The 26,038-nt window shown below is 38.3% G+C and carries 20 protein-coding genes; 12 read left to right on the top strand and 8 right to left on the bottom strand.

The annotated features are described in order from the left end of the window. Positions 1-146 precede the first annotated feature (146 nt). Both GM552_RS06135 and GM552_RS06130 read right to left on the bottom strand, forming a co-directional pair. Positions 147-575 carry an Rrf2 family transcriptional regulator gene (locus tag GM552_RS06135; RefSeq protein WP_110438610.1) on the bottom strand — a complete coding sequence of 143 codons (429 nt, stop codon included), beginning with the start codon at positions 573-575 and terminating at the stop codon, positions 147-149. Between the two features lie 136 nt (positions 576-711). Next, positions 712-3,222, bottom strand: coding sequence for a ribonuclease E/G (locus GM552_RS06130; RefSeq protein WP_155565703.1), 2,511 nt, complete (start codon positions 3,220-3,222; stop codon positions 712-714). Between the two features lie 508 nt (positions 3,223-3,730). Here GM552_RS06130 and GM552_RS06125 point away from each other — a divergent pair. Both GM552_RS06125 and GM552_RS06120 read left to right on the top strand, forming a co-directional pair. After that, positions 3,731-4,636: an N-acetylmuramoyl-L-alanine amidase gene (locus tag GM552_RS06125; RefSeq protein ID WP_155565702.1), complete on the top strand. Its 906-nt coding sequence runs from the start codon at positions 3,731-3,733 to the stop codon at positions 4,634-4,636. Positions 4,637-4,930: 294 nt separating this feature from the next. Continuing rightward, complete coding sequence (locus GM552_RS06120) at positions 4,931-6,505, top strand: 2-isopropylmalate synthase (RefSeq protein WP_155565701.1); 1,575 nt, start codon at positions 4,931-4,933, stop codon at positions 6,503-6,505. 31 nt (positions 6,506-6,536) lie between these two features. Here the strand turns inward: GM552_RS06120 and GM552_RS06115 are convergent, their stop codons facing one another. After that, positions 6,537-6,866 carry a hypothetical protein gene (locus tag GM552_RS06115; protein WP_196424861.1) on the bottom strand — a complete coding sequence of 110 codons (330 nt, stop codon included), beginning with the start codon at positions 6,864-6,866 and terminating at the stop codon, positions 6,537-6,539. A 479-nt stretch (positions 6,867-7,345) separates the two neighbouring features. On the opposite strand from GM552_RS06115, the gene GM552_RS06110 reads away from it, so the two are divergent. The 6 genes from GM552_RS06110 (at position 7,346) to GM552_RS06085 (ending at position 13,525) form a co-directional block, all read left to right on the top strand. Further along, positions 7,346-8,392, top strand: coding sequence for a rod shape-determining protein (locus GM552_RS06110; RefSeq protein WP_110438296.1), 1,047 nt, complete (start codon positions 7,346-7,348; stop codon positions 8,390-8,392). A 136-nt stretch (positions 8,393-8,528) separates the two neighbouring features. Continuing rightward, the gene (mreC, locus tag GM552_RS06105; RefSeq protein WP_155565700.1) at positions 8,529-9,437 is read left to right on the top strand and encodes a rod shape-determining protein MreC; all 909 of its coding nucleotides are present in this window, start codon (positions 8,529-8,531) and stop codon (positions 9,435-9,437) included. Positions 9,438-9,439: 2 nt separating this feature from the next. Beyond that, positions 9,440-10,021, top strand: coding sequence for a hypothetical protein (locus GM552_RS06100; RefSeq protein WP_230882768.1), 582 nt, complete (start codon positions 9,440-9,442; stop codon positions 10,019-10,021). A 13-nt stretch (positions 10,022-10,034) separates the two neighbouring features. Continuing rightward, entirely contained in the window at positions 10,035-11,960 is a 1,926-nt protein-coding gene (mrdA, locus tag GM552_RS06095; RefSeq protein ID WP_122123821.1) for a penicillin-binding protein 2, read from the top strand. A 12-nt stretch (positions 11,961-11,972) separates the two neighbouring features. Continuing rightward, the gene (gene rodA / locus GM552_RS06090; protein ID WP_155565699.1) at positions 11,973-13,130 is read left to right on the top strand and encodes a rod shape-determining protein RodA; all 1,158 of its coding nucleotides are present in this window, start codon (positions 11,973-11,975) and stop codon (positions 13,128-13,130) included. 2 nt (positions 13,131-13,132) lie between these two features. Beyond that, entirely contained in the window at positions 13,133-13,525 is a 393-nt protein-coding gene (locus tag GM552_RS06085; protein ID WP_155565698.1) for a DUF3293 domain-containing protein, read from the top strand. Between the two features lie 5 nt (positions 13,526-13,530). Here the strand turns inward: GM552_RS06085 and GM552_RS06080 are convergent, their stop codons facing one another. The 4 genes from GM552_RS06080 to hrpB form a co-directional block, all read right to left on the bottom strand. Continuing rightward, positions 13,531-14,604 carry a hypothetical protein gene (locus GM552_RS06080; protein ID WP_155565697.1) on the bottom strand — a complete coding sequence of 358 codons (1,074 nt, stop codon included), beginning with the start codon at positions 14,602-14,604 and terminating at the stop codon, positions 13,531-13,533. A 150-nt stretch (positions 14,605-14,754) separates the two neighbouring features. Continuing rightward, positions 14,755-15,822, bottom strand: a complete 1,068-nt coding sequence (locus GM552_RS06075) for a hypothetical protein (protein WP_110438291.1) — start codon at positions 15,820-15,822, stop codon at positions 14,755-14,757. Positions 15,823-16,086: 264 nt separating this feature from the next. Continuing rightward, positions 16,087-17,259, bottom strand: coding sequence for a S1C family serine protease (locus GM552_RS06070; protein WP_155565696.1), 1,173 nt, complete (start codon positions 17,257-17,259; stop codon positions 16,087-16,089). A gap of 40 nt (positions 17,260-17,299) precedes the next feature. Beyond that, on the bottom strand, positions 17,300-19,762 hold the full coding sequence (hrpB, locus tag GM552_RS06065; RefSeq protein ID WP_155565695.1) for an ATP-dependent helicase HrpB: 2,463 nt from the start codon (positions 19,760-19,762) through the stop codon (positions 17,300-17,302). A 112-nt stretch (positions 19,763-19,874) separates the two neighbouring features. On the opposite strand from hrpB, the gene GM552_RS06060 reads away from it, so the two are divergent. The 4 genes from GM552_RS06060 to GM552_RS06045 all read left to right on the top strand — a co-directional run bounded on the left by GM552_RS06060 (position 19,875) and on the right by GM552_RS06045 (position 24,817). Further along, positions 19,875-21,932, top strand: coding sequence for a protein-disulfide reductase DsbD domain-containing protein (locus GM552_RS06060; protein WP_196424860.1), 2,058 nt, complete (start codon positions 19,875-19,877; stop codon positions 21,930-21,932). Between the two features lie 98 nt (positions 21,933-22,030). Beyond that, entirely contained in the window at positions 22,031-22,771 is a 741-nt protein-coding gene (locus GM552_RS06055; RefSeq protein ID WP_155565693.1) for a (Fe-S)-binding protein, read from the top strand. Further along, positions 22,771-24,246, top strand: a complete 1,476-nt coding sequence (locus GM552_RS06050; RefSeq protein ID WP_196424874.1) for a lactate utilization protein B — start codon at positions 22,771-22,773, stop codon at positions 24,244-24,246. The genes GM552_RS06055 and GM552_RS06050 overlap by 1 nt, the downstream gene beginning before the upstream one ends. Beyond that, positions 24,239-24,817 carry an LUD domain-containing protein gene (locus GM552_RS06045; protein ID WP_155565691.1) on the top strand — a complete coding sequence of 193 codons (579 nt, stop codon included), beginning with the start codon at positions 24,239-24,241 and terminating at the stop codon, positions 24,815-24,817. The genes GM552_RS06050 and GM552_RS06045 overlap by 8 nt, the downstream gene beginning before the upstream one ends. A gap of 3 nt (positions 24,818-24,820) precedes the next feature. Here the strand turns inward: GM552_RS06045 and GM552_RS06040 are convergent, their stop codons facing one another. Next, positions 24,821-25,693 carry a hypothetical protein gene (locus GM552_RS06040; RefSeq protein ID WP_155565690.1) on the bottom strand — a complete coding sequence of 291 codons (873 nt, stop codon included), beginning with the start codon at positions 25,691-25,693 and terminating at the stop codon, positions 24,821-24,823. Between the last annotated feature and the right edge of the window lie 345 nt (positions 25,694-26,038).

The raw sequence follows: 26,038 nt of genomic DNA, 5'->3' as shown, positions 1-26,038 counted from the left end.
ATCCTGTTTAAATTAAAATAATTAATTTTTTGATTATAAAGTGATTAATCAATTGCTTTACACGTTTTTAAAAAATTATAAAAGGACATCATATAATTCTGTTGATTAATATGATAAAAAAAGTGAGTATTTTGAGCTTTAGGTTTTCAGACTAGTTCAATATATTTCAAAATTGCTTCAAGTTGTTTTGGATTTTTAAAAAGATCGTTTAAAGAATATTGATTGAGTGTTTTATAAAAATTATTCATTGCCTCGATTAAAAATGCAGGTAGGTTGCAAGTGCATTGAATAAGGCATTGATCGCATTTGACATAGGTTTCATCTTCCTCTGTGTTGCGAATAATGTCCCCAAGTTTGATACTGCCAGCATCTTTGTTTAAAGTTAATCCTCCATTTCTTCCACGCAATGTTTTGATAAACCCTTGTTTACCCAATCTATGGACAATTTTCATTAGATGGTTTTGTGAAATCGAATAACAAGTCGCAATTTCATGGATAGAACAAAGTCGATCATGATGAACATGTAAATAGATCAGGGTTCTTAACGCATAATCTGTATATCGGGAAAGTTGCATAATATGTTGATAACTTTTATTGTTTCGAATATGTATATTATATATACATTTACAAAAAGTTTGAATGAATTTTTGTTTTGGCATAATAATAAAGGCTTAAAAGTAATTCTTTTAAGCCTTTATAAAAAAACGAAAATTACCGTTTCCACCAGCCGGAACGTGGCGTTTTGGTCGGTGTGTCATCTATGACAATGGGCTGAATTAAGGGTTGTTCGTTATTTTCATCAGCTTCCTTGGTTTTTTTGGGTTTTCGAACCGTTGTTTTTTTGGCTGTAGTTGTTTTACGTGCTCTGGTAGTTTTTTTGGTCTTCGTTTCCTTTTCCTCTTTATTATCTGATTTTTCCTCGGTTTCGTTTTCTTTTGACTCTTTTTTGCTTGATGCTCTTTTACGTGTCGTTTTGGTGGTGCCTGTGGATTTGGTGGTTTTAGTAGACCGTCGACGTTTTGGAGCGGGTTTTTCCTCTTTTATTTCCAGATTATCTGAAGTTTCATCCTCTTTATTTACAGCGTCAGAATTATCAATAACTTGATTTATCAAAGATTCAGTTTCTTCATGCTGATTCTGGCTTTTGTCGGCATCAATTTCAATTGAAACAAAGGTTGGAGTCACAGTTATTTCTTCAGGTTTTTCATTGATGACAGGTTCTGGTATAGGTTTAGCCTCAAGAATGGGAGTAAAGTCATTATTTTTTTGAGCCTTACCTTGTCCTTTTTTATAACGGTTACGACGGGAATGATGGGATTGTCTTTTATCCCTGGAGTTACTGTATGTTTTTTTGTTTTCCTTATATTGTTCCGAATAAGAATCGAGATTTGTATCGTCTTGTTTAAGCTCTATGGAGACAGAATTTTGACGTAATGCTTTTGATTCAGGTTTTAGATCAATAACTTTATCCTCTATCTCATCTTGTCTATAATCTGTTTTTGAATTTGTCTGATATTCAAGATAGGATTGGATTGGTATTTCCCTGACAAAAAGATTCTCCTGAACTACATTTGGTGTAGATTGAAGTATTTCATCATCAGGATCCATATCAAGTGAGGAATCAGTCTTGCTTGAAAAACGGACATTATGAGAGGACAGGGTTGAATCAATTGTAAATTCAATCTTGATTTTATATTTCTTTTCAATATCCGCCAGCCATCTGCGTTTTTGGTTGAGAATATTCAAGGCAATTTCACCGGATGAAATGGAAACGGTTAAAATTCCTGGTTTGATTTTACGAGCTTCTTCATCAATCTGTCTGATGATTTGTAAAGAAATATTGGCGTCACTTCGAATAATACCTGTTCCATTACAAGCGGAACATGGAGTGAAGGCAAATTCAGCAATAGAGGGACGTAACCTTTGACGGGTCATTTCCAGTAAGCCAAAGGAGGAGATGGAACCGATCTGAATTCGTGCACGGTCTTTGTGAAGTAGAGATTTCAAACGACGTTCAACAATATAATTATGCTTCTTGTTTTCCATATCAATGAAATCGATAACGATTAATCCAGCCAGATCTCTCAACCTTAACTGGCGTGCAATTTCATTGGCGGCTTCCTGATTGGTTCTCAATGCAGTTTCTTCAAGATCTTTCTCCTTGATTGAACGGCCTGAATTTACATCAATAGCCACCAAAGCCTCTGTTTGATTAATGACTAAATATCCCCCCGATTTTAGTTGGACAATCGGGGAAAGCATTTGATCAATCAAATTTTCAACCTTGTAATAAGAAAAAAGAGATTGTTTTTGATCTCTCCACAGATGAAGCTTATGTACATTTTGCGGCATCAATGCGCGCATATAATCTCTCGCTTGAGACCAAGCATCCTCGCCATCTATCAAAATTTCATTAATATCTTGTGTATAATTATCACGTAATGTCAATTTCAATAAGTTGGAATCTTCATAAATAAGAGCTGGCGCAATCGACTTCATGGTTAGATTGCGTATTTCATCCCATAAGTGAAGCAGATATTCCCCATCTTTTAGTGTATCTGCTTTTGGGCATTGGGCTCCTGCAGTACGGATAATCATTCCCATATGTGATGGGATATTCAGTTCAGTGATAATATCCTTCAACCGTTTTCTTTCAGATGGTGAAGTGATTTTTCTAGAAATTCCGCCATTCCGTAAGGAATTTGGCATTAAAACACAATAGCGTCCTGCCAAAGATAGATAGGTTGTTAAAGCCGCGCCTTTATTTCCACGTTCTTCTTTTACCACTTGAACGAGGATAATTTGTCTTTTATGAATAACTTCCTGAATTTTATAGTTCTTGATTATGCTATTATGGGAATGAACCATGTCTTCATAATAGGAAGGCTGATCTGGATCTAATTCTTGATCCGGATTTGGTTCTTCCTCCATTTTATTTAATTCTTGGATTTCCAGCAGTTTTTTTCGGTCTGCAACGGGAATTTGATAATAATCAGGGTGAATTTCATTAAAAGCTAAAAAACCATGGCGATTTCCACCATAATCAACAAAAGCAGCCTGTAGACTGGGTTCAATTCTGATTACTTTGGCTAGGTAGATATTACCTTTTATTTGTTTCTTTGCGGAATTTTCAATATCATATCCCTCGATGTAATTGCCATCAAGGATCACGACGCGTGTTTCTTCTTTATAGCTGGCATCAATCAGCATTTTTTTGTTCATGTTTTACTAATACTCCGGTGATTGTAGTCACAATCCATAGTTTTTTGAAGAAATGCTTTTTGTTGGAAACATGTTTTTAATTATCGTCTTAAGGGAAATGTAACCATGAAGCATTTTTAATTAGGAATTTCGATCATTTTTTGTTTATTTCTGAATTGTTATAAGATTTAAAATAATTTTAAATTCTAGATTGCTTTCATTAAATTTTCGTAAATATTAAATGGACATATTTTCGCTATCAAAAATAAACAATAATTTATAGGACTTTATTAGGTTATTGATTTGTTATTAAAAATAAAGACCTACAATTATTTTAATATCTCAAAACGCGCTATGAAAGCAAAGGTTTTTTGTTGCTAAAAACGTGATTTATGGCTTTTGATCAAAAAAAATGTAAAATTATTGCAATAATGTCGAATTATACGCTGAATCCTATTTTGGGTATACAGATTTTTAGACATGAATTAACATTATTAATATACATTTTGATAAGGTAATATAGATTGAAATGGCTTTAAATTTTTCCAGACGAAATACGTTATTAATGTCAATAGGAGTTTTGTTTCCTTCCTTTTCATTTGCCATGAAACAAAAAAGGCAAAAAAGAATTGGAACAACTGGAAAAGGTCGTAATCAAGTTAAATCCACTTCCAAGGTGAGGACATTCAAAGGTAAAACCAAGACGCCAGCTATCATTGGCAAAGCCAGACCTGCTTTACCATTAATTGTGCTGGATCCTGGTCATGGTGGAAAGGATCCTGGAGCCATAGGATATTCTGGAACCTATGAAAAACATGTTGCATACGCTACGGCTGTGGAACTTGCCAATCAGTTGAGACGCTCCGGACGATATCAAGTTTATCTGACAAGAAGCTCAGATCATTTTATTCCCTTGAATGGACGTGTAGATTTTGCCCAGAAAAAAGGGGCGAACCTTTTCATATCGATGCATGCGGATGCCTTGCGGAATTCATCTGTGCGAGGTGCAAGTGTCTATACTTTATCCAATCATGCATCTGATGCACAATCTGCTGCATTGGCTTCAGTTGAAAATCAAGCTGATCGTTATGGTGGCCCCAATATTCATGTAACTTCTCCAGCGGTGGAAAAGATATTGGCCAGTCTGGTTAAAATGGAAACAAAAAAAGAATCTGCCGCAATGGCGCAAAATGTTGTCTTATCGTTTAATTCCCGTGTTGGTTTATTGCCTAATCCCAAAAGACATGCCGCTTTTGTGGTTTTAAAATCGGTAAACATTCCATCAATTCTTGTTGAAATGGGGTTTATGTCTAATCGTAAAGATGAGGCCGCTTTACGTCAGTTTTCATATAGACAGTTAATAGCCATGTCCATGAAAAATGCTGTTGATCGGTATTTTACAATTGGCGGAAGTGTAACACATTTAACGGGCTAAAAAATAGGACTTGCTTTTTTTGGGGAAAAGTGATGTCATATCAGCATGAAATTTATGGTATTCTCTCTTATGGAAAAAAATTTTTTCTATTTTAAAAATAGAGAACGGATATCTGTGTTTTGTTTGATCTTTCAACTTAGCAGCCCCTAGGTAAGATAACCTTGTAAAATAGGTTATCTTATTTAGGGGTTTTTTTTTGTAATTTCCTTTAAAAATTTATTTTTTCATAGGCAAACTGAGGGCGTGAGTTGCGTCCAGAATATGCCTGTAAACGATTATGAAGGTTCATCGGATATGAATATAAATCATCCATCATTTGGAAAAATTGACAAAAATAGAGTTATTTTTTTTGATACAACGTTACGTGATGGTGAACAGTCCCCTGGTTTTTCAATGAATTTGGATGAAAAACTGAGAATGGCTAGAATATTGACTGAATTAGGAGTTGATGTAATCGAGGCAGGATTTCCCGTAGCGTCAACAGGAGATTTTGAAAGCGTTTACAGAATTGCTGAGCTAATCAAAGATTCAGTTATTTGTAGCTTGGCACGTTCAGGTGGTAAAAATGATATTGAAAAGGCGGGGGAAGCTTTAAAACCGGCCAAGCGTAAACGTATTCATAATTTCATTTCGACTTCTCCACTGCATATGAAATATAAATTGCGTATGGAACCTGAAACCGTTTTGGAAATTATTGCCGATGGAAATAAAAAGGCCAGACAATTTACAGATGACGTTCAATGGTCAGCGGAGGATGGATCACGCACAGACCCAGACTTTTTATGTCGCTGTGTTGAAGTGGCCATTAAAAATGGAGCGACAACAATTAACATTCCTGATACGGTTGGTTATTCAACTCCTGAAGATATGCGTCGTATATTTAAAGATTTGTTGGAACGGGTTCCAGGTGCTGATCAGGTCATTTTTTCTTGTCATAACCATAATGATTTGGGACTAGGGGTGGCTAATACTATCGCATCACTGCAAGGTGGAGCAAGGCAAGTTGAGTGTACGATCAATGGAATTGGTGAACGGGCCGGGAATGCTGCCCTGGAAGAAATAACAATGATTTTACGGACACGTCACGATGAATTTCCTTATGATAACCGGATAATTTCAAAGAAATTATTAAATGCCTCGCGGACTTTATCAACGATTACCGGGTTTGATGTGCAACCGAATAAGGCAATTGTAGGTAGAAACGCATTTGCACATGAAAGTGGTATCCATCAAGATGGAATGTTGAAAAATGCAGAAACCTACGAGATCATGACACCTGAAAGTGTAGGCTGGAACCGTTCCTCTTTTGTTTTGGGCAAACATTCGGGTCGAGCTGCTTTTAGGGACAAATTAAAATCATTGGGATATAATGAATTTTCTGATGAGAAATTAAACGAGGCGTTTCAGCGATTCAAGACGTTGGCTGATCAAAAGAAGACGGTTTATGATGATGATATTTCGGCTTTGGTTGATGATGAAGTCAGAGATCATGAATTTATCCGGTTTATTGATATGTCAATTAAAAGTGGGATAAGAGCTTCTGAGGTTTTATTGACTCTTGAAGTTGACAAACAAAATAAAAAAATTGAATTTACGGGAAATAGCGGGTCGGTTGACGCAGCTTTCAATGCGATTAGGAAAATTTTCCCTCATCCTGAAGCAACATTATCCCTATTTTCGATCGGGGCTGTTACGCAGGGAACGGATGCACAGGCAAAAACAACTGTAAGGTTGGAAGAAAATGGCAAAACAGTTGATGGTCAAGGAACAGATGTTGATACAGTGGTTTCTGCTGTTAAGGCCTATGTCCATGCTTTAAATAAATTGTTAACAAAGCGTCAGCGACAGAAACCAGAAAACGTTGCTTAAAAATGGAACGGCGTTTTGACGCCGTTTTTGATTAACGACGGGATGAATTGTAATTATTAACTGGTTGCTGACGATATTGTTGGTTTTGATAGTACTGATTATTATAATTGGGTCCTGGACGATTAGGTGTTGTCAAAGCGCCAACACCTGCCCCTAACGCTCCACCAGATAAAGCTCCAATAGCGGCTCCTCTTCCCCCTCCTGCAAGGGCCCCGATGGCTGCTCCGGTTCCACCACCAATAAGTGCACCAGTTCCTGCCCTTCCACCAGCACTATAGCCATTATCACAGGCAGTTAAAAAAGAAACAGATAATATAACGGTTGAAAACCCCAAAAAAGTTTGTTTGCTAACTCTAAACATTTATAAATTCTCCTTGTTATTTATTTATATAAAATATTTTTTTTGTCATTTTTATGAAAATTTGATTTTTGATTATTAAAATTAATTTTTAAAAAGACATAAAAAAGTCAGAATAAAACGTATAAACAGTGAAACATAAATAATATGCTAAGGGGGTTTAAATAATTATATTTTCGATTCGTTTTTATTTTTAAAATGAATTTTTATTTAAATGAGAAAAATAGTAGTCAAAATAGGTAATTACATTGTAGGAAATGATTTTTTTACATTTTTTTTTAGTGAACGATACTTTAAGGTAAAAATAATATATAAGGCTAAATAGCATTTGCCAGTTAACGCTTGCTCCATTGGTTGTAAATGAGTAAGTCGAAAGGAAATACTGTGAAAAGTAGGGGTTGGTAATTTCTATACAAATTGTGATGATAGAAATTTAAGACAAATTTTTGTTAGAATTATAAGTTTGTTGTCGGGAGTTTTGGATGTTTTCTCGTCTGTTTGGTTTTATGTCTGCAGACATGGCAATTGATCTTGGAACGGCTAATACACTAGTCTATGTCAAAGGTCGTGGAATAGTATTGAATGAACCATCAGTTGTTGCCATTGCTGATGTTCGTGGGAAAAAGCAGGTTTTGGCCGTTGGGGAAGAGGCCAAAAATATGGTGGGAAGAACGCCTGGTAATATAACTGCTATACGGCCAATGCGGGATGGTGTCATTGCGGATTTTGAAGTTGCGGAGGAGATGATTAAGCATTTCATACATAAAGTGCATAATCGTCGTATGTTTGCCAGCCCGCAAATCGTAATTTGTGTTCCATCGGGATCAACGGCCGTTGAAAGGCGGGCTATCCAGGAAAGCGCAGAAAGTGCAGGTGCTCGAAGGGTTCAGCTGATTGAAGAACCTATGGCTGCTGCAATTGGGGCCGGTTTGCCAGTTACGGAACCCTCTGGCAGCATGATTGTTGATATTGGAGGAGGTACGACCGAGGTTGCAGTAATTTCCCTGGGGGGAATTGTTTATGCGCGTTCCGTTCGAGTTGGTGGTGACCGAATGGATGATGCCATCATTGCCTATATACGTCGTAATCATAATCTTTTAATTGGGGAGAGTTCAGCGGAAAAATTGAAAATGGAACTGGGAGCCGCTATTCCCGATTCCTCCAAGGAGGACGGCGGTCCTTGGCGTGAAGTAAAAGGTCGAGATTTGATGAATGGAGTGCCAAGGGAAGTTTTGGTTTCCCAGGAGCAAATCGCCGATAGTTTGGCTGAACCGGTTTCCCAAATTGTCGAGGCAGTATCCGTTGCTTTAGAGAATACCCCTCCAGAACTGGCTGCTGATATTGTTGATAAAGGGATTATGTTGACAGGTGGGGGCAGTCAATTGCTTCGATTGGATGATGTTTTGCGACAGGCGACAGGGTTACCTATTATTGTTGCAGAAAATCCATTGGACTGTGTGGCTTTGGGAACAGGACGTGCATTGGAGGAAATGAAAAAGCTTAGGAATGTTTTAACAACTATGTATTAGTTGTTACGTCAACACAATTGAGAAAATATAAAAAATAGCGTTAATATTAATAAGCAATATACAGTTTGGTATATTGCTCATCTTATATATTAAGTAGCTGGTTTAAAATGAAAAATAACGTAAAAATATTACGATAATGATTCCTATATCCATTCAAATCAAGCAAGCGTTGGCAAAATTAATCTTACCATTCTTATTTGTAATGGCGAGTTTAATCATGTTGCTTGGCCAGGCAAAACCCAAATTAATAGAAGATATACGGTTAAAAGTTATTGATTTTCTTTTGCCTGCCTATGTTTTGGTGGAGAAACCGTTTGATATTGTTCATGGTTTTTTTCTGAATGTTAATACAGTTAAAAATATTTCTCAGGAAAAAAAGAAACTTGAAGAGGAAAATGCGCAACTTAAGGGATGGTATCATGTTGCAATAGGATTGGCAGAGGAAAATGTTGAATTGAAAAATCAATTGCATTGGATACCCGATCCGACAATATCCTATATTACCGCACATGTTGCCGCAGATGGAAGCGGAATTTATCATAAGGCAGTTTTGGTGATGCTACAACCGGGGCATGGCGTGCACGCCGGTGAAATTGCCTTGAGTGGTTTCGGTTTGATAGGTAGAGTGACAGAAATTGGTGATCGTTCTGCCAGGATACTCTTAATCAATGATCTTGCCAGTCGAATTCCTGTTAATTTAATGAGTTCACATGTACAGGCGATTATGGCTGGTGATAACAGTCTTTATCCCAAATTGATTTTTTACCCGGAAGATAAACCTCCAACTGAAGGGGAGAAAGTTTTGACTGACAATAAAGGAAATGCTTTTCCGACTGGAATCCCTGTTGGTTTCGTGCATTATCTTGAACCTGGACATCCCGTTGTTGTGCCTTACACTTCATTGGAAAGTCTGAGAATTGTTCGAATTTTTGATTTTAAAAATTATGATATCATTCCACCTGATGCACCGGGACGTGTAAATCTGGCTAAAAAGAAGATGAAAACCAGGCCCGTCGCCAATCCTGAATTACTAGGCCATGATTAGGAATGATTAAAAAAGAAAAATCATCTGAAAGTAAAACACATAAAAGACATCCAGGGATACGTCCTTCTTTAACGAGGTGTCAAAAAATTGATGCTGTCATTCGTTGGATGGTTCCTTTGGGATTTAATCTGTTTGTAATTTTAATCTTTTCAGTTCCCTTGAATATTCCTGGCCGTAATGAACTTTTATTGGCTATTGTGATATCATCGGTTTATTTTTGGTCAATTTATCGTCCAACTTCCATGCCAGCAATTGGTGTTTTTTTTCTGGGGTTTCTTATTGATCTCCTAAACTTTTCCTCACCTGGTGTTGTGATTTTCATTTTACTTATTGTTTATGGAATGGCAATCACGCAGCGTTTTCGTTTGGCAAGATATAATTTTTTAATAGTCTGGTTAATTTTTTCAATAATTGCATTGAGTGTTTTTTTTATACAATGGCTGTTGATTTCTTTGTTAAGTTTAAAGCTGGTTTCAGTTTCATACTTTATATTTGAGATGGTTTTTGCTATAGGATTTTATCCGCTCTTATCAATCATGTTTACCTGGGCCCATCGTACCATAGCTGATCCCGAACAGGTGTAGAACAACTTGTAAAATGAAGAAAAGATTACCCTATCGTATCAGAAATGTATTGTCAGATACGAATTCGCGACGTGTATTTACGCGGCGGGCAATTTTGATTCTAGCGGCTCAAACAGGGATCTTGTCTTTATTGGCTAATCGTCTTTATAAATTGCAGGTTGTAAATGGCGATCGATATATAAAAATGGCCAAGAAAAACCTTATAAGCAAAAGGTTATTGTCTCCACCTCGTGGACGTATTCTTGATCGTTTCGGGGCCATTCTTGCCAATAACAAGATAAATTGGAGGGCCATGCTTATACCTGAAGAAACAGACAATGTTTCTGATGTGATAGAACGGTTTGCTGATTTAATTTCCTTGGATGAGCATGATTACGCCCGTATACAATGGAATTTGGATCATCAACGTCGTTTTATACCCATTATGTTGAAAGATTTTCTGTCTCGTGACGAAATGACGATTATCGAGGTGAATTCGCCTTCCCTACCAGGTATTGTCATTGATGTGGGTACTAAAAGACTTTATCCATTGGAAGGTTTGTTGGCTCATATTGTCGGTTATGTAGCGCCCCCAAATGATAAAGACATTGCACAGAATACCATTTTGGCTTTGCCAGGTATGCGAGTGGGTCGGTCCGGGATCGAGCAGACTCAGGAAAATGATCTATGTGGAAAGGCCGGTGAGGTTCAGGTTGAAGTAGATTCCGTGGGACATATCATTACAGAATTAGGCCATGTTGATAGTATCCAGGGCCAGGATGTGGCCTTGACCATTGATGTTGAATTGCAAAAGGAAATTTCCTCAATCGTCGCGGACCAATCCGCCAGCGCAGTTGTTTTAGATTGTCGGAATGGGGAAGTGATGGCAATGGTCAGTAATCCATCTTTTGATCCTTCCTTATTTGACAGTGGTGTCAGTCATGCACAATGGAAGACCTGGATTCAAGATGAAAGGAGTCCCTTAACAAACAAGGCAGTGGCAGGTTCTTATCCTCCCGGTTCAACCTTTAAACCTGCTGTTGCCCTGGCTGCGCTTGAAGCTTCAACGATTACGGAAAATACGCGTATTCATTGCCCGGGTTATTATGATTATGGGGGAAGCCGATTTCATTGCTGGAATAAATATGGACATGGGTCACTTGATTTGCATGGTGCCCTAAAATATTCTTGTGATGTATATTTTTACGAGGTTGCCCGCAGGACGGGAATGGAAGCAATTCATGCCACATGTGATAAGCTCGGTTTGGGAGTGGAGTTGCCGATTGAGTTGACTCATGTGCGTTCCGGGTTAATTCCCACTCCTAAATGGCGTGAGTCCCGAGGACATCACTGGAATGTAGGTGATACAATCGTCAGCGGTATTGGACAGGGATTTGTTCATGTAACCCCATTGCAGCTTGCCACTTATGTGGCGAGAATTGCCACGGGTAAAAAAATTGATCCGCATCTTATTAGGAAGCGCAATAATATTTTGGTTCCGCAAGCAGATCCAAACTATTGGCAAAAACTGGATATCAAGCCTGATTTTCTAAAAATGATCAGATTTGGAATGTATGCTGTAGTCAATGAAAACAAAGGTTCGGGTGCAAAAGCAAAAATGGATTATCATGGTATGTTATTGGCTGGAAAAACGGGTACGGCACAGGTAAAGAGTGTTTCCCGTGCATTGAGAGAAAGTGGCCATTTCAATTCTGCTAATTTGCCATGGAAATATCGTCCTCATGCGTTGTTTATTTGTTTTGCCCCTTATGATGATCCACAATATGCGATTTCTTTAATTGTTGAACATGGTAATGCTGCGGCTTCTGTTGCGGCGCCTTTGGCACGTGAGATGATGGTTGCAACATTAAAGTGTGATCCTGCAAAAAATTGGGAAAAAGATCAGTCTAAAAATACAAGAACGGAAACAGGTGATTCAAAACCATCTGAAGTTGAATGAAGTATAGACATAATGGTTTTTGAGAAACGTTTATTAAGAGCAGAACCAAATTTTAGAATTCTGGGCAAGCTTTGGCGAGTTAACTGGTTGTTTGTTGGAATGATCTGCCTTCTTGCAATGGTTGGTTATTTTGCCCAATATTCCGCTGGGGGAGGATCTTCCCATCCTTATGCTCATTCACAATTTGTTAAATTTTGCGTGGGTTTTATAATCATGATAGGGTTGGCGTTAACTCCTCCGCAAATATTGGTAAAACTGGCTTGGCCTCTTTATGGACTGGCTGTAATGTTATTGGTTGCAGTATTGCATATGGGGCATGTGGGTAAAGGAGCAGAGCGCTGGATTATAATTGGCGGTATTGCCTTGCAACCTTCTGAATTAATGAAAATTGCCTTGGTTCTTTTATTGTCCAGCTGGTTTTACAAAATTAGCTGGAAACAGATGGCAAATCCATTACGCCTGATTATTCCTGCAATTCTTGTATTATTACCTGTTGTTCTTGTATTAAAAGAACCGAACTTGGGCACAGCGGTTATTATAGGTTGTATAGGGGCTGTTATTTTTTTTGCGGCAGGTATGCGCTGGTATTTGATTCTTTTGTTACTAACACCGATCCCGTTTGTCATAAAGTTAGTTTATAATCATTTGCATGATTATCAGAAAGCGAGGATTACCACTTTTATGCACCCTGAAAATGATCCATTAGGAGCGGGATATAATATCATCCAGTCAAAAATAGCATTGGGATCTGGTGGAATGTGGGGACAGGGATATTTGCATGGTACACAGGGGCAATTGAATTTTTTACCAGAAAAACAAACTGATTTCATCTTTACGATGATTGCAGAGGAATGGGGTTTTGTGGGGGGAATCTGTGTTATAGGGTTATTACTGTTAATTATTGTGGGGGGCATGGTTATCGCCATGCGGTCACGTAATCAGTTTGGTCGCTTGCTTGCATTGGGGATCACGATGAATTTCTTTTTTTATTGTGCAGTTAATCTTTCAATGGTTATGGGTGCCATACCCGTGGGGGGTGTGCCGTTACCAATGGTATCCTATGGAGGGTCAGCCCTGCTGACGGTAATGTTTGGATTTGGTCTTTTATTATCTGTACAAGTTCATAAAAATTCAACATTTGGTGAAGATCAATCTTATAAAAAGATATAACAATGACTGGAATATTACCTGCGACAAATAAAATTAGATCTAACTATATTAAAAGTATATATCAGGCTGGAACTGTTAAAATCAGAATAGGGCACTATCCTTTAAATTTACCCAAACGCTATAAAAGTAAGAAACTGGTTATGATGAGTGCCTGTAACCCGGGAGGAAGAATAAAGGCCAAGGGATGGAACAAGCGCATGATGCAAAAACTTTCCTTGTATTTGTCAGGCTATGATTACAGAAAAGGGACAGGAACTTTAAGAAATTTTTCAGAGCCATTATTTATGGTTACCATGGATCCCAGCAAGGCGATCGTATTGGCGAGAAAGTTTCGTCAAAACGCGATTGTTGTTATACAAGATCAACGATTATCGCGTTTGGTATTTCTGAATTGATGGAACTAGAAAACAAAGTTCACCGCCATTTGAGGCTGAACAAAATTATTTGCATTATGCCCATCCACGGTTAAAGCCGTTCCAACAATAATACCTATGCGGGTGGAGGGGTTGTATTCGATTGCTGGTGCAACCTGAATGTTATGGGAGGCACCATTTACTTTATGTTGATAGGAATTGGGTTTATCAAGGTAACTCCCTTTTATTCGAGTGCCCTTTGCCCAATCATAAACAAGGTCAAAAGCCATTAACCATTTTTTGTCCAGACCATACTCCAGGGAAAAACCTGTATTGCCAAAAAGTTTTGATCTTGCATTTCCACGAAATCCAGTATCAGTGCCGTAACTGCTAATATTGCGGAGATTAACGGAATTCAGAGGTTCCCTGCCCATACCCCAAACACGAACTCGAATGGCTTTATCAAATATCTGATATGCGGCTTGGGACTGCAATCCAAATCTCAGCGTATAATTGCCTGTTCCTGCACCGTCCAAATGACGACCAAGATTGTTATAATTGCCTGTTGGAAAGATCATGCCAAGGACAGTAGTTAGGCTAGGTTGGTAATGGGCATCTTCTTGATCAATCCAACGATATTGAATCTCAAAAGGTAAATCCGAGAAATGAACTGTACTAGCTGTTGTGTGACCGTTCCAGGTATACCGGATCTGGGGCACAATCTGAACTGACAGGCGATCGGTTGCTGCATATTTAACTAATGTATAATTCAGGGTATTGTCAGTTCTATGTTTGGAATTCTTGGTTTTTCCATTTGCCTGATAGGCACCACGGCTTATTGTGTTTTGCAAATACGGTTCGACAACAAAAGTCCCGGCATTGACCAATGCCCCGGATGGTGCCAACAAGGAACCCGTATATCTTTGTTCCTGTAAAATTTTGGAACCTGTATCTTCCTTGTTTTCCTCTTGTGTAGCTTCAAGCGCAATGTCGTTCGGGACAGCGTATATGTTAACAGAAGGGGTGAGTAAACCGAGAAAACCAAAACAAAAATAACTAATTTTAATTCTGTTTTTAAGCATACGAAATAGAATACAGGAATTGCTGAAAATTTGAGTCATAAAATGGCTCCTAGTCAGGGATAATTCATAATGCTTCTATAAAATGACCTTATAATTGTTATAAATTATAAGGTTATCAGATAGTTGCTTATTCTATATAGTTCAATCGCTTACGGTTGCAATATTGATGAAAAGTTAAATTTTATCAGATTAAAAAACGATGTTCACGGCACATTGAGGTTGAATGAAATCATTGGTATTATGGCCGTCAACGGTCAATGCCGCACCAGCGATAAGTCCAACGGCCGGTGTAAAGTTATATTCTATACCAGGAGCGATTTGAAAATCATGAGAGGCACCTGTGATATGGCGTAAATAACGCTGGTGATTATAATTTCCCTTAATATGTGTCCCCTGAGCCCAATCATACTGAAAGTCAAAGGCCAATACCCATGCTTTGGTTATTCCAAATTCAAATGAAAATCCGGCGTTGCCAAATAAGCCACCTCTGACTGTGCCTGCAAAACCCTGATCTGTACCATAGTTGCTTATCCCCTTGATATTTCGGTGACCAATAGGTTTTCGACCTACACCCCACCAGCGGAAGCGTATGGCGCGATGAAATATTTCATAGGCAGCTTGGGAATGAAGACCAAAACGTAGGGTATACTGTCCACTTCCAAAAGCATCAAGGGAACGGTTCAACTGATCAAAATTGCCAGTAGGAAAATTCATGCCCAGGAAAGTCGTGAAACTGGGTCGATAATGTGCGTTATCCTGGTCAATCCAGCGATATTGAAATTCTACAGGCAAGTCAGAAATATGTACACTGCTGGATGTGGTTTTACCGTTCCATGCATAATTAACCTGTGGGGTTGCTTGAATGGTCAGATTATCGGTAATGGCGTATTTGATCAAAAGGAAACTATCCGCTGAATCTGTCCTGTGTTTGCTATTTTTGACACTGCCATCAGATTGATAGGCCCCTCGGCTGATTGTAGATTGGAGATACGGTTCCAAAGCAAGGATACCTGCCTTGGTAATGGCACCTGAAGGGGAAAGAAGGGAACCCGTATATCGTTGTTCATCCAATACATTGACACTGTCGGATATATTATTGATTGATGAATTGTTTATATCGGATTTAGACGCATTGCTTGCATATGTGTAATGTGAAGTAAATATCACAGAGATGCAAATTAACGAAAAATTTATTTTAGTATTATTGCAAAACAATAAAAATTGAGATACAGGGGTTTGTATGAAACGACGATGCATCAAAAAATTCCTCAATCAAAGTTATGGGGAAAACATAAATTATAAAGATTTTTTATGATTAAATAATTTCAAGTGATCAATTAATAGTATTTATAACCATTTGTAATTAGTAAAGATTAAATATTATATTTGTTAAAATGGATTAAAATATTCATTTAATTGTTATCTTAAGATAAAATTGATCAGCAATGTAATAAAATTATTCGTATTCATGATATCAATCTATAAAAAAATTTTATTTTAGCAAGAGATAAAAAAAATTTGTTATTCTACATCATCTTTTGGTCGATGACCAACCGTAACATCAAGTTTGATGGTTTTCTTGTTGCGCCTTATTGTCAGTTGTAAATTTGATCCAGGATGTGCAATGGCCACTGTTTTAATAAAAGTACGAATTGTGTCTACATGCTGATCGTCAATTAATTCAACGCGATCATTAATTTTGATTTTTGCCTTGTAGGCCGGGCCATCCAGATCAAGATCAATGATTTTCACTCCATTGTGTCCAGAATCCTCTTCAAGGGTAACACCAAGCCATCCGCGGTCAATAAATCCTGTTTTACATAGTTGAGTAACAATGGGGGCAGCGATTTCAGAGGGGATACCAAAACCAATTCCAACAGAACTTCCGGTAGGGGAAACAATTGCGGTATTCAAGGCGACAACTTGTCCGGCAAGGTTAAAGGATGGTCCTCCAGAATTTCCCGGATTCATTGGAGCATCCAATTGCAAAAAATCATCAAAAGGGCTGGAACCAATATCGCGACCACGAGCTGATACAATTCCGGCGGTGACAGAAGAACCAAGGCCAAAAGGGTTTCCTGCAGCAAGAATCCAGTCACCAACCTCCACTTTGCGACTGTCACCCCATTGTACATAGGGAAGGGGATGATCGCTATCAATTTTGATGACTGCTATGTCTGTGAGAGAATCATTACCGATAACTTTTGCTGTGAAACGTTTTCCATTCGTAAGATAAACTGTTATGTTGTTGGAGGTCCCGATTACATGCGTATTGGTTACTATGATCCCATGGGGATCAATGATAAAACCAGACCCAGCTTCTGTAACCCTACGGTTGCGGGTATGTTGACGTTGCCTGAATTCTTTTTCAAATGGTGTTCCCTTTAAGGAGGGTGGTATATGAATGTTTCTGGATTGTTTTGTATATATATTTTGGGAAACCGAAATGTTAACAACGGCTGGTACAACTTTTTTCACTAGCGGGGAAAAGGTCAGAGGCCCATTTTCTACAAGTGGTGTTGCGGAGGTCGTAAATGTGTCGGATGGAATGACTGTTTTTGATGGTTCGATATCTTTTTTATTTATATCCTGGGCATAGACGGGAAAATTGAATAAAATAATAATGAGATAAGTCTTGAGATTGAGACCTAGCTTTTTTTTTATCTGGTTTGAATATTCAATTGGTACAAACATTATTAATCTATTCAAAAAATTTAAGTTATTAAATAAACTATTATTCGTCATTCATGGGATTTTCTGGCCAGTGATGTTTGGGATAACGCCCCTTCATATCTTTTCTCATATCTTTCCAACCCTCTTTCCAAAAATTTTTCAAATCACTGGTTACTGCTTGAGGTCTATTGGCTGGGGACAGAAGACAGCATTGTAATCGAATTTGTCCTTTTGCAATAGAAGGAGTATCTTTTATACCATAAAATTTTTGTGCATGTGCCGAAATAATGGGTGCAGGTTGTGTATAATCAATATAAAATTTATTATGATTCAATATAATAAATTCAGGAAATAACCGATTTAGTTTTTGGCAAATATCATAACCAAGATAGGCTTCGAGAATATTTTTTAAGTCTATTTTTTTTAGATCTTTCAAATTATTGATTTGTGTGATCCAGGGGGATAACCATTTTTCAATATGCACTTCAAGCTTGTCATCAGTTAAATCCGGAATTTTTTCTTCTGTTAAATATTGTCTTGCCCATGAAGCACGTGACTGTAATTGTTTTGTAGCCTCGTTCCAGTTCAAAGCCTTATAAAAATTGTTTTTAACATAACCAAGCAAGACCGGATAAGCCTTTTCGGCTGGGGCTATATCGTTTCTGTCTTGTAAAATAAGCCGCCCAAATTTTACTTGTTTTCGGGCAATGACTTTTCCAGTGGTTGGGTCAATAGAAATATTTTCTACCTGACGGGACCGATTAAGGATAAAATTGGGAAGAATATCGGAATTCATGCGTGCTGCCAGACAGATTCTGGCTTTTTTCTGAGTATGGATATTTGCAACAATTAATAGTTTTTCCTTTGCTAATATATCTTGTTGAGAAAGATATGCACTGCCACCGCCTGCCAATCGGAATGATCCAATTTCATCACGTTTTTGTGCCAATCGGTCGGGAAAAGCGGCGCATAATAATTTGGCAGGATTTCCAAGAGATTTTTGGGTGAGTGGTATTTTTAATCTTTTGCGATATTCCTGGCCTATATGGTGGATATGGTGCCATAATTCCTTATCATGTTGATTATGAGGTAGGGTTTGTAGCCAGTTCAGACGAGTTTGGATATCGCAGGATTGGTCATGATTTTTACGAAAAGGATCACGCTCTTCCAGTAATGCAGCCAGATCGGCCGCCAATGCCTTTTCTTCATTTGAGTTTGCTCTTAACATCATTGACGCCAAACGTGGATGCGCACCGAATTGAATAATTTTTTTACCAAAATCAGTGATGAGCCCTTTTTCATTTAACGCACCTAATAAAGTCAGTAAATTGCTGGCCGCCTCAAGAAGGCCATTGGAAGGAAAATCAGGAAAGACCAATTCCTTTATTGAGGTTCCCATAAGGTCTGTCCATGTTTTGCAAATCAATAAGAATTCACTTAATTCACTGGATAATATTTCAGGAGAATCATGCGGGATAAAACTTCGTTCCATCGCTTGGGTCCATAGACGATAGACAATTCCCTCAGCTTCACGTCCAGCCCTTCCAGCCCTTTGATCAGCTGCTGCCCTGGATATTCTTCGTGTTAAAAGTCGTGTTAGTCCAGTGTCTCCGTCCAATTGAGGAGCACGACGAAAACCTCCATCAATGACAATCCTTACGCCAGGAACGGTTAGGGAAGTTTCAGCAATGGAAGTGGTCAAAACTATCCGCCTTTTATCTTTGGCACTGACAGATCGCAAGGCCTTGACCTGTTCTGTGGAATGTAATTCGCCATACAGAGGAAGAACTTCAGCATCTGGTAATGTAAGTATATTCATTGTGCGATGAATTTCGGTAACGCCTGGTAAAAATACCAGTATATTACCCTGATTTTTGTAATAAACATTCTCTATTTCCGCAGCGGTTATTTTGGGCAAATCTTTTATTGCATGAATATCTCTTTGTCGATGATGTATTGTTACAGGATGTATTCTTGATTTATTTTCAATAATCTGACAGTTTAATATTTTTTGTAGTTGAGACAAGGATGGTGTAGCCGACATTGCGATGAGCCTTAAATCCGGTCTCAGGTTTTTTTGAAGATCACGACACAAGGCAAGACAGAGGTCAGACTCAAGGGAACGTTCATGAATTTCGTCAAAAATAATGGCGGCAACTTGGTCAAGAAATGGATTGTTCAAAAGATGTCTCAAGAACAGTCCATGTGTAACAACCTCTATACGGGTTTTTGAACTGGCCACTTTTTCCATGCGGGTTCTGTAACCTATCGTTTGGCCAATAGTTTCATGATATAGACAGGCCATCTGTTTTGCTGCGGCTCGGGCGGCAATGCGTCGTGGTTCCAGCATGATAATCCTATGTCCGTTTCGCCATGGAGCCTGTAATAATGACAAAGGTACAAGGCTTGTTTTTCCTGACCCTGGTGAAGCTACAAGAATACAGTTCTGATGGGTAAGTAGATGATCATGGAGTTCTGGTAAGGTATTCTGTATTGGTAGGGAAATGGGATCAGGTTTAAACATAAGTTGAGACTAGTCGATAAAATGCCTTGGTGACATGAATGATTATTAATTTTGTTTATCTCATCTTTAAGATAAAAATGGAATATTATTGACAGGGACAGGATTAAATCAAGTGCGATTTTGGATTACTATATTATTGATTGTAATAGGGTTTAACACGCATGTTATTTGGGGTAAAGAAAGCGATAAAATCTTTAAAGCGCATGTTGAGGCAAGTATCATCAGTGCAAGCGATTTCAATGATGATGTTGATCGGTCTTTACTAGCCCTTAAAATCAAACTGGAGCAAGGGTGGCACACTTATTGGCTGAATCCGGGAGATGCGGGAGATCCTGCTTCGTTACAAGTTTCAATCAACCATGATAGAAAAGTTATATTTCCAAAAATAGAATGGCCTGTTCCTAAGCGGTTGTTTGAAAAAGGTTTATTGTCTTACATATATGATGGGGAAGTTATTTTACCTTTTTATCTTCATATTCCAGAATCCTATCGTGCCAAAGATCTGCATCTTCATATCAAGGCGACGTGGTTGATTTGTGCCAATATCTGTGTTCCCGTGCAGGCCGAATTTACAATTGATCTACCAAAAGGAAAAATCAATCAGGCAAATGAAGCGATCTTAATTCAAAAATCACTGAATAATAAACCCAGGCCTTTGCAACATAATTTATTCATTACACCAAATGGAAAATTGTGGGGCAATAAAACAGATCCTCTGTTTGATCAAGTGCAGGATGCTTGGTTTATGCCAGAAAGATCGGGATTGATTGATCAAGATCAAAAACAGCATTTTCAAATCAATCCAGAATATTTTGAATTGAAATTGCCCCTATTATCTGAAAAACGGCTTGATCAGTCCCTGGCTGGTATCTTGGCATTGAAGAATTACAATGGCAAGATTCATTACTGGTCAATTCATCCCATAATTAAAAAGAAACCTGTCTCACATATTCTGAATCTATTTTTATTGATCAGCAGCGCCTTTCTTGGAGGGTGTCTGTTAAATTTCATGCCTTGCGTTTTTCCTGTCATTGCCATGAAATTATTATCCTTAAGTCGTTTGGGAAATAAAAACCGTGCCTATCAATACCGGTCATGTCTGTCATACACGGCAGGGATCTTAAGCAGTTTTACGGGTATATCGCTCATATTTATAAGTCTGCGCTGGATGGGAAAACAGATAACATGGGGTTTTCAGTTTCAATCGGTTTCATTTTTGATAATTCTATGCTGGTTATTATTTATCATTGCCTTAAATCTTCTGGATGCCTTCACAATAAATTTTTCATTTTATTCAAGAACAAATTCATCCTCTTACCTTTCTGATTTTCTTACAGGTATTCTTGCTGTCTTGGTTGCAACACCTTGCACCGCACCATTTATGGGTATAGCTGTAGCAGCCGCCTTAAATAGTTCAGCCGAAAAAACTTTTTTTATATTTATAGGAATGGGATTGGGTCTATCCTTTCCCTATTTGCTATTGGTTTTTATTCCAAAATTGACCCGTTTTTTACCGAGACCAGGAATATGGATGGAAATATTGAAGCAATTTTTGGCATTTCCCCTATTACTTAGTTGTGTGTGGCTGGTATGGGTAATTTATCAGCATGATCAGTCCATATCTTTATTAACTGTTTTGTTAGGCTGTGTTTTAATTGGATTTGGAGCATGGTTATTGGGTAAAAATCAGCTATTGCGATATAAAACTGCTACACGTGTATTTCAAAGGGTTACCAGTATCACGCTTATTCTGATTTTCATTTTGTTAGGAGGTATGATCACGGAAATGAATCTTGTGCAATCCTCTAATGAAACAGTAAAAAATAGGGAATATATGGTATTTTCATTAAAGAATGTTCAGCAATTGCAGATTGATCATAAAGCTGTATTTGTTAACATGACGGCAAGTTGGTGTCTAACATGTCTCGTTAATGATAGGGTTGCCTTATCCAACCGAAAAGTAAGAGACTATTTCCATCGTCATCATATTCAATATGTGATTGGTGATTGGACACATCACAATAATGAAATCAGTCGTTTTCTAAAACAGTTTGGACGGGAAGGGGTTCCACTTTATATCTATTATCCTGCCTATGGAAACCCCAGGGTGTTGCCCCAGATCCTGACCCCGGATTTGGTGATAAAAAATATTGAAAATGTTAAAAATTAAAAATCAAAACAATAATTACAAGTAGTGAAACAACTCATAAAGTGATAAATTGCCATTGAAAATATAATAATTACAAATGGATATCAAGGTTTGCACAAATGAAGGTAGGGTTATTCATTCCATGTTACATGGATGCATTGGAACCTGAAGTTGGTATTTCAACTTTAAAGTTATTGGAACGTTTTGATCTGGATATTACATATCCTTTTGATCAAACCTGTTGTGGTCAACCCATGACTAATACGGGGTGCCATAAAGAGGCTGCCGCGACTGAAACCCTGTTTGTGAGGAATTTCTCGCAATTTGATTATATTGTCATGCCATCGGGAAGCTGTACGCATCAGGTTCGTTCCAATTTTGATGCCATCGAACAGACTGATGAGGTAAAACATGTCAGAACGCATACTTATGATCTGGTTGAGTTTCTGCATGATATTCTCAAGATTGATTCTTTTCCCTGGGCGTTTTTTCCCTACAAGGTTGCCATTCATAATAATTGCAATGCATTGAGAGGACTAAGACATGCGAGCATGTCAGAATTGAGGGAACCATATTTCTCAAAACCCAGGGATTTGCTTGAAAAGGTAAGAGGAATTGAATTTGTTGAATTGACACGTCCTGATGAGTGTTGTGGTTTTGGGGGAACCTTTTCAGTTTTTGAGGAGGGTGTTTCAGCAAAAATGGGTCAGGATAAGGTTATGGACCAATATAATAGCGGTGCAGAATACGTAATTTCCGCAGACAGCTCTTGTCTCATGCATCAGCAGGGATGCGCGCAACGGATGAAAATTCCCGTGAAATATGCCCATATTGCACGCGTTCTGAATGGAGATCTATAATGAATGTCAATATTAATTCAGACGTGAATGATGTGGCGCTTCAACATGAAGTTGGCGCAAGGGGCGCGGTTGTCAAAGGTAATAAACCCATAGATCAGCTTGAAGCCGCCAATCGCTTTATCGCTGCGCAGGCCCACGAGAAAATGCATGATAACCGTTTATGGGATTTACGTAAAAAGCGTGATGCGCAAATGCATCTTATCCCAGAATGGGAGGAACTTAGACAGTTGGCTTCGGATATCAAGGAGCACACGCTTGATCATCTTGCTCATTATCTCGAAATGTTTGAAAAAAATGCCAAAGATAATGGTATTCATGTTCATTGGGCGCAAAATGCTGAAGAGTGTAATTCGATTGCCATCGAGTTGATGAAAAAACGCCAGACCAAAATTTTAGTGAAAAGCAAATCCATGCTTGGGGAAGAATGTGGTTTGCGAAAGGCTGTGGAAAAGGAGGGGATCAACGTAATTGAAACGGATCTAGGTGAACGGATCCAGCAATTGGACAATGAGGATCCAAGTCATGTTGTTGTTCCGGCTGTTCACAAATCCCGTACGGATGTTTCCAGGGTTTTTACCAGAACTCTCGGGGCACAGGCGGGCAATAATGATATACATTATCTTGCCGAAACCCAGCGCGAAACAAATCGTCCCTTGATCCTGAAAGCCGAAGCTGGCATGACAGGAGGAAATTTTTTGGTTGCTGAAACGGGTGCGGTGGTTGTTTGCACGAATGAAGGGAATGCCGATCTTTCTGCCAATACACCCGGGATGCATATTGTAACGGTCGGAATTGAAAAAATAGTTCCAGGGCTTGAACATCTGGCAGTATTCATTCGTTTATTGTCACGTAGTGCGCTAGGTTCCCCAATAACACAATATACATCTTATTTCCGGGGGCCCAGACATCATGGCGGGGAAATGCATGTCATACTGGTCGATAATACGCGTTCCACCCGTTTAGCTGACAAGAAATTCAAGGCAGGCTTGAAATGTATACGCTGTGGTGCCTGTATGAACACATGTCCCGTGTTTCGTCGTAGTGGTGGATTAAGTTATGGAAGTACCTATGCAGGGCCAATTGGTTTGATACTTAGTCCGGGATACAATGCCCATAAATTTCGCAACCTTCCCTTTGCCTCAACCTTGAATGGCAGTTGTTCTAATGTCTGTCCTGTTAAAATCAATATTCATGAACAAATTTTTGAGTGGCGAGAGACATTGGCAGAAAAGGGTGAATTGTCCCTTGCAAAAAGAATATTGATGCAGGCCGCCGGGAAAATTTTGGGCAATCCGGTCCTGTATAGGGCCGCGATAAAAAATGCCGATCGGGCATTGAAATATCTCCCACATTTTATTGTTTACAATAATCTCAATAAATGGGGAAAACAGAGGGACTTGCCACCTGCACCCAAGGAGACCTTTCATAGCTGGTATGAAAAGAATTATCTGAAAAAGGAAAGCGTTAATGAATAGTCGTGATATCATTTTGGGCAAAATTCGCAAGGCCTGTGTTGATGAATATGTTAAGCCTCCTTCTGTTCCCCTGTTTCACCAGAATGATCTTGATTTGATAAAAAAATTTAAGAAAGTTTTTGAGCAGATGGGGGGTGAATTACTGGAAAATCATGCCGATAATCCTTTTGAGTCGATTTATGAAAAACTTTCAAACGCAAAGAATATCTGTTCTGTTGTTAAGGAAATAAAGGGTGATTATAATATAACGGATCAAACGCCTCCGAATAGTTTGCATGATATTGACTATGCAGTTGTCAGGGCAAGTTTTGGTGTGGCTGAAACAGGATCTGTTTGTCTTACCGAAAAAGATCTGGTTGTAAATACTTTGGGTTATTTGCCGCAACATCTGGTCGTTTTATTGAACAGCTCCGAAATCGTGGAAAACCTGCATGATGCGTATGCACGTCCGGAATGGAGGCGAAATCATTATGCAGCACTACATACAGGTCCCTCGGCCACCGCAGATATTGAAGGGGCATTGATCCATGGCGCCCAGGGTGTACGTTCACTTTCCTTGTTATTGCTTTAGAATCTAGTATTTTTTGGAAATGGCTGATTGAGGCAGTGTTCCCAATACCCCAACAGGATATTTACCTTTAGTTGAAGAAACAGGTTGTGTATCATGGACTGGGGATGCGGCAGATTCATTGTTGGGAATGCCATCAGGGAAAACAGCATTTAAATCTGCGTTTGAAGCAGAAGGTTTGTTGGTGGCAGGTGCTATATTCCTGTGATCGGGAGGGGACATATCATGTTTTACAGCGGTTGAAGATTCCTTATCATTTAAATCCTGTGTTTTAATTGAGTCTGAAATTGGTGTGCCTGTGGCATCAACAATCCAGGGCTCCAAATGATTGCGAATTTGATATTCTAGTTCCACATTGACATCTTGCATCATTTTTTGGGTAATATCATATAAATTTGCTCGGCTATCTAAGTCTCCCTTATTATGATCAGTCTGGTATGTATGATTTGTACTGACCTGAATTGAGCCAACTTTTCTATTATTGTTGTTATAAATATCGAGACGAATATCAATTTGCCCGTATACGGCATCATCACTGTTTTCTTGCAAAGAAGCTCGGCTGATTGTAAATATAGCCTTTCCGGATGTGCCTCTTGCTTTAAGACGATTATTAACCATGTTATTCAAGGCCATGGCGGGAGGGGTCGGGCTTAAATTGGAAATATCCCTTGGATATTGATTTGCGTTAGAATGATCCTGTATGCTTATTTGTCCAACATTCAGGAATATAGGGGTTAGATAATCATATGTTAGTGGTGCATATTGAGTGGTATCTTTATGTGCACAAGCTGATAATATCACGACCGGACTAATCCATAAAAATGCAGATAAATAAAATTTAAATCGATATGATAACGATTTGCGTAATTCGAATGACATGACAACCCCTTGATATTTATAAATTCATTAATTGCTGGTTACGTTAAAACAGGTTAATTATACGTATATATTTAACCTGTTTATCATGATATAATCCTATTCCAAAATTTAGTCATGATAACAAATCTTTTGAAAAAATTATATCATATTACTATTCCAATTTTATGAATGATATAATTTGTTTAGAATAAAATATGACAATGATTATGATAATAGAGAGTTAAAAGCTTATTTGTTTGAAACAATACGAAGAAATCATAATTTTATTAGGTGTTATTTATTAAAACAGTTTTTTATCTGTTTTTTGGTCATTTAAAAATTAAAAAGTGAATATTATAATTAGTA

The sequence above is a fragment of the Commensalibacter sp. ESL0382 genome, assembly GCF_009725775.1.
Taxonomy (GTDB): domain Bacteria; phylum Pseudomonadota; class Alphaproteobacteria; order Acetobacterales; family Acetobacteraceae; genus Commensalibacter; species Commensalibacter melissae.
The sequence above is the reverse complement of the archived record's forward strand: the minus strand, read 5'-3'. Positions and strand labels throughout refer to the sequence as shown.

What these genes read in the sequence shown, in the direction of transcription:
- GM552_RS06135 (WP_110438610.1), bottom strand. Translation starts at nt 575, where the DNA reads ATGCAACTTTCCCGATATACAGATTATGCGTTAAGAACCCTGATCTAT.
- GM552_RS06130 (WP_155565703.1), bottom strand. Translation starts at nt 3,222, where the DNA reads ATGAACAAAAAAATGCTGATTGATGCCAGCTATAAAGAAGAAACACGC.
- GM552_RS06125 (WP_155565702.1), top strand. Translation starts at nt 3,731, where the DNA reads ATGGCTTTAAATTTTTCCAGACGAAATACGTTATTAATGTCAATAGGA.
- GM552_RS06120 (WP_155565701.1), top strand. Translation starts at nt 4,931, where the DNA reads ATGAATATAAATCATCCATCATTTGGAAAAATTGACAAAAATAGAGTT.
- GM552_RS06115 (WP_196424861.1), bottom strand. Translation starts at nt 6,866, where the DNA reads ATGTTTAGAGTTAGCAAACAAACTTTTTTGGGGTTTTCAACCGTTATA.
- GM552_RS06110 (WP_110438296.1), top strand. Translation starts at nt 7,346, where the DNA reads ATGTTTTCTCGTCTGTTTGGTTTTATGTCTGCAGACATGGCAATTGAT.
- mreC (WP_155565700.1), top strand. Translation starts at nt 8,529, where the DNA reads ATGATTCCTATATCCATTCAAATCAAGCAAGCGTTGGCAAAATTAATC.
- GM552_RS06100 (WP_230882768.1), top strand. Translation starts at nt 9,440, where the DNA reads ATGATTAAAAAAGAAAAATCATCTGAAAGTAAAACACATAAAAGACAT.
- mrdA (WP_122123821.1), top strand. Translation starts at nt 10,035, where the DNA reads ATGAAGAAAAGATTACCCTATCGTATCAGAAATGTATTGTCAGATACG.
- rodA (WP_155565699.1), top strand. Translation starts at nt 11,973, where the DNA reads ATGGTTTTTGAGAAACGTTTATTAAGAGCAGAACCAAATTTTAGAATT.
- GM552_RS06085 (WP_155565698.1), top strand. Translation starts at nt 13,133, where the DNA reads ATGACTGGAATATTACCTGCGACAAATAAAATTAGATCTAACTATATT.
- GM552_RS06080 (WP_155565697.1), bottom strand. Translation starts at nt 14,604, where the DNA reads ATGACTCAAATTTTCAGCAATTCCTGTATTCTATTTCGTATGCTTAAA.
- GM552_RS06075 (WP_110438291.1), bottom strand. Translation starts at nt 15,822, where the DNA reads ATGCATCGTCGTTTCATACAAACCCCTGTATCTCAATTTTTATTGTTT.
- GM552_RS06070 (WP_155565696.1), bottom strand. Translation starts at nt 17,259, where the DNA reads ATGTTTGTACCAATTGAATATTCAAACCAGATAAAAAAAAAGCTAGGT.
- hrpB (WP_155565695.1), bottom strand. Translation starts at nt 19,762, where the DNA reads ATGTTTAAACCTGATCCCATTTCCCTACCAATACAGAATACCTTACCA.
- GM552_RS06055 (WP_155565693.1), top strand. Translation starts at nt 22,031, where the DNA reads ATGAAGGTAGGGTTATTCATTCCATGTTACATGGATGCATTGGAACCT.
- GM552_RS06050 (WP_196424874.1), top strand. Translation starts at nt 22,771, where the DNA reads ATGAATGTCAATATTAATTCAGACGTGAATGATGTGGCGCTTCAACAT.
- GM552_RS06045 (WP_155565691.1), top strand. Translation starts at nt 24,239, where the DNA reads ATGAATAGTCGTGATATCATTTTGGGCAAAATTCGCAAGGCCTGTGTT.
- GM552_RS06040 (WP_155565690.1), bottom strand. Translation starts at nt 25,693, where the DNA reads ATGTCATTCGAATTACGCAAATCGTTATCATATCGATTTAAATTTTAT.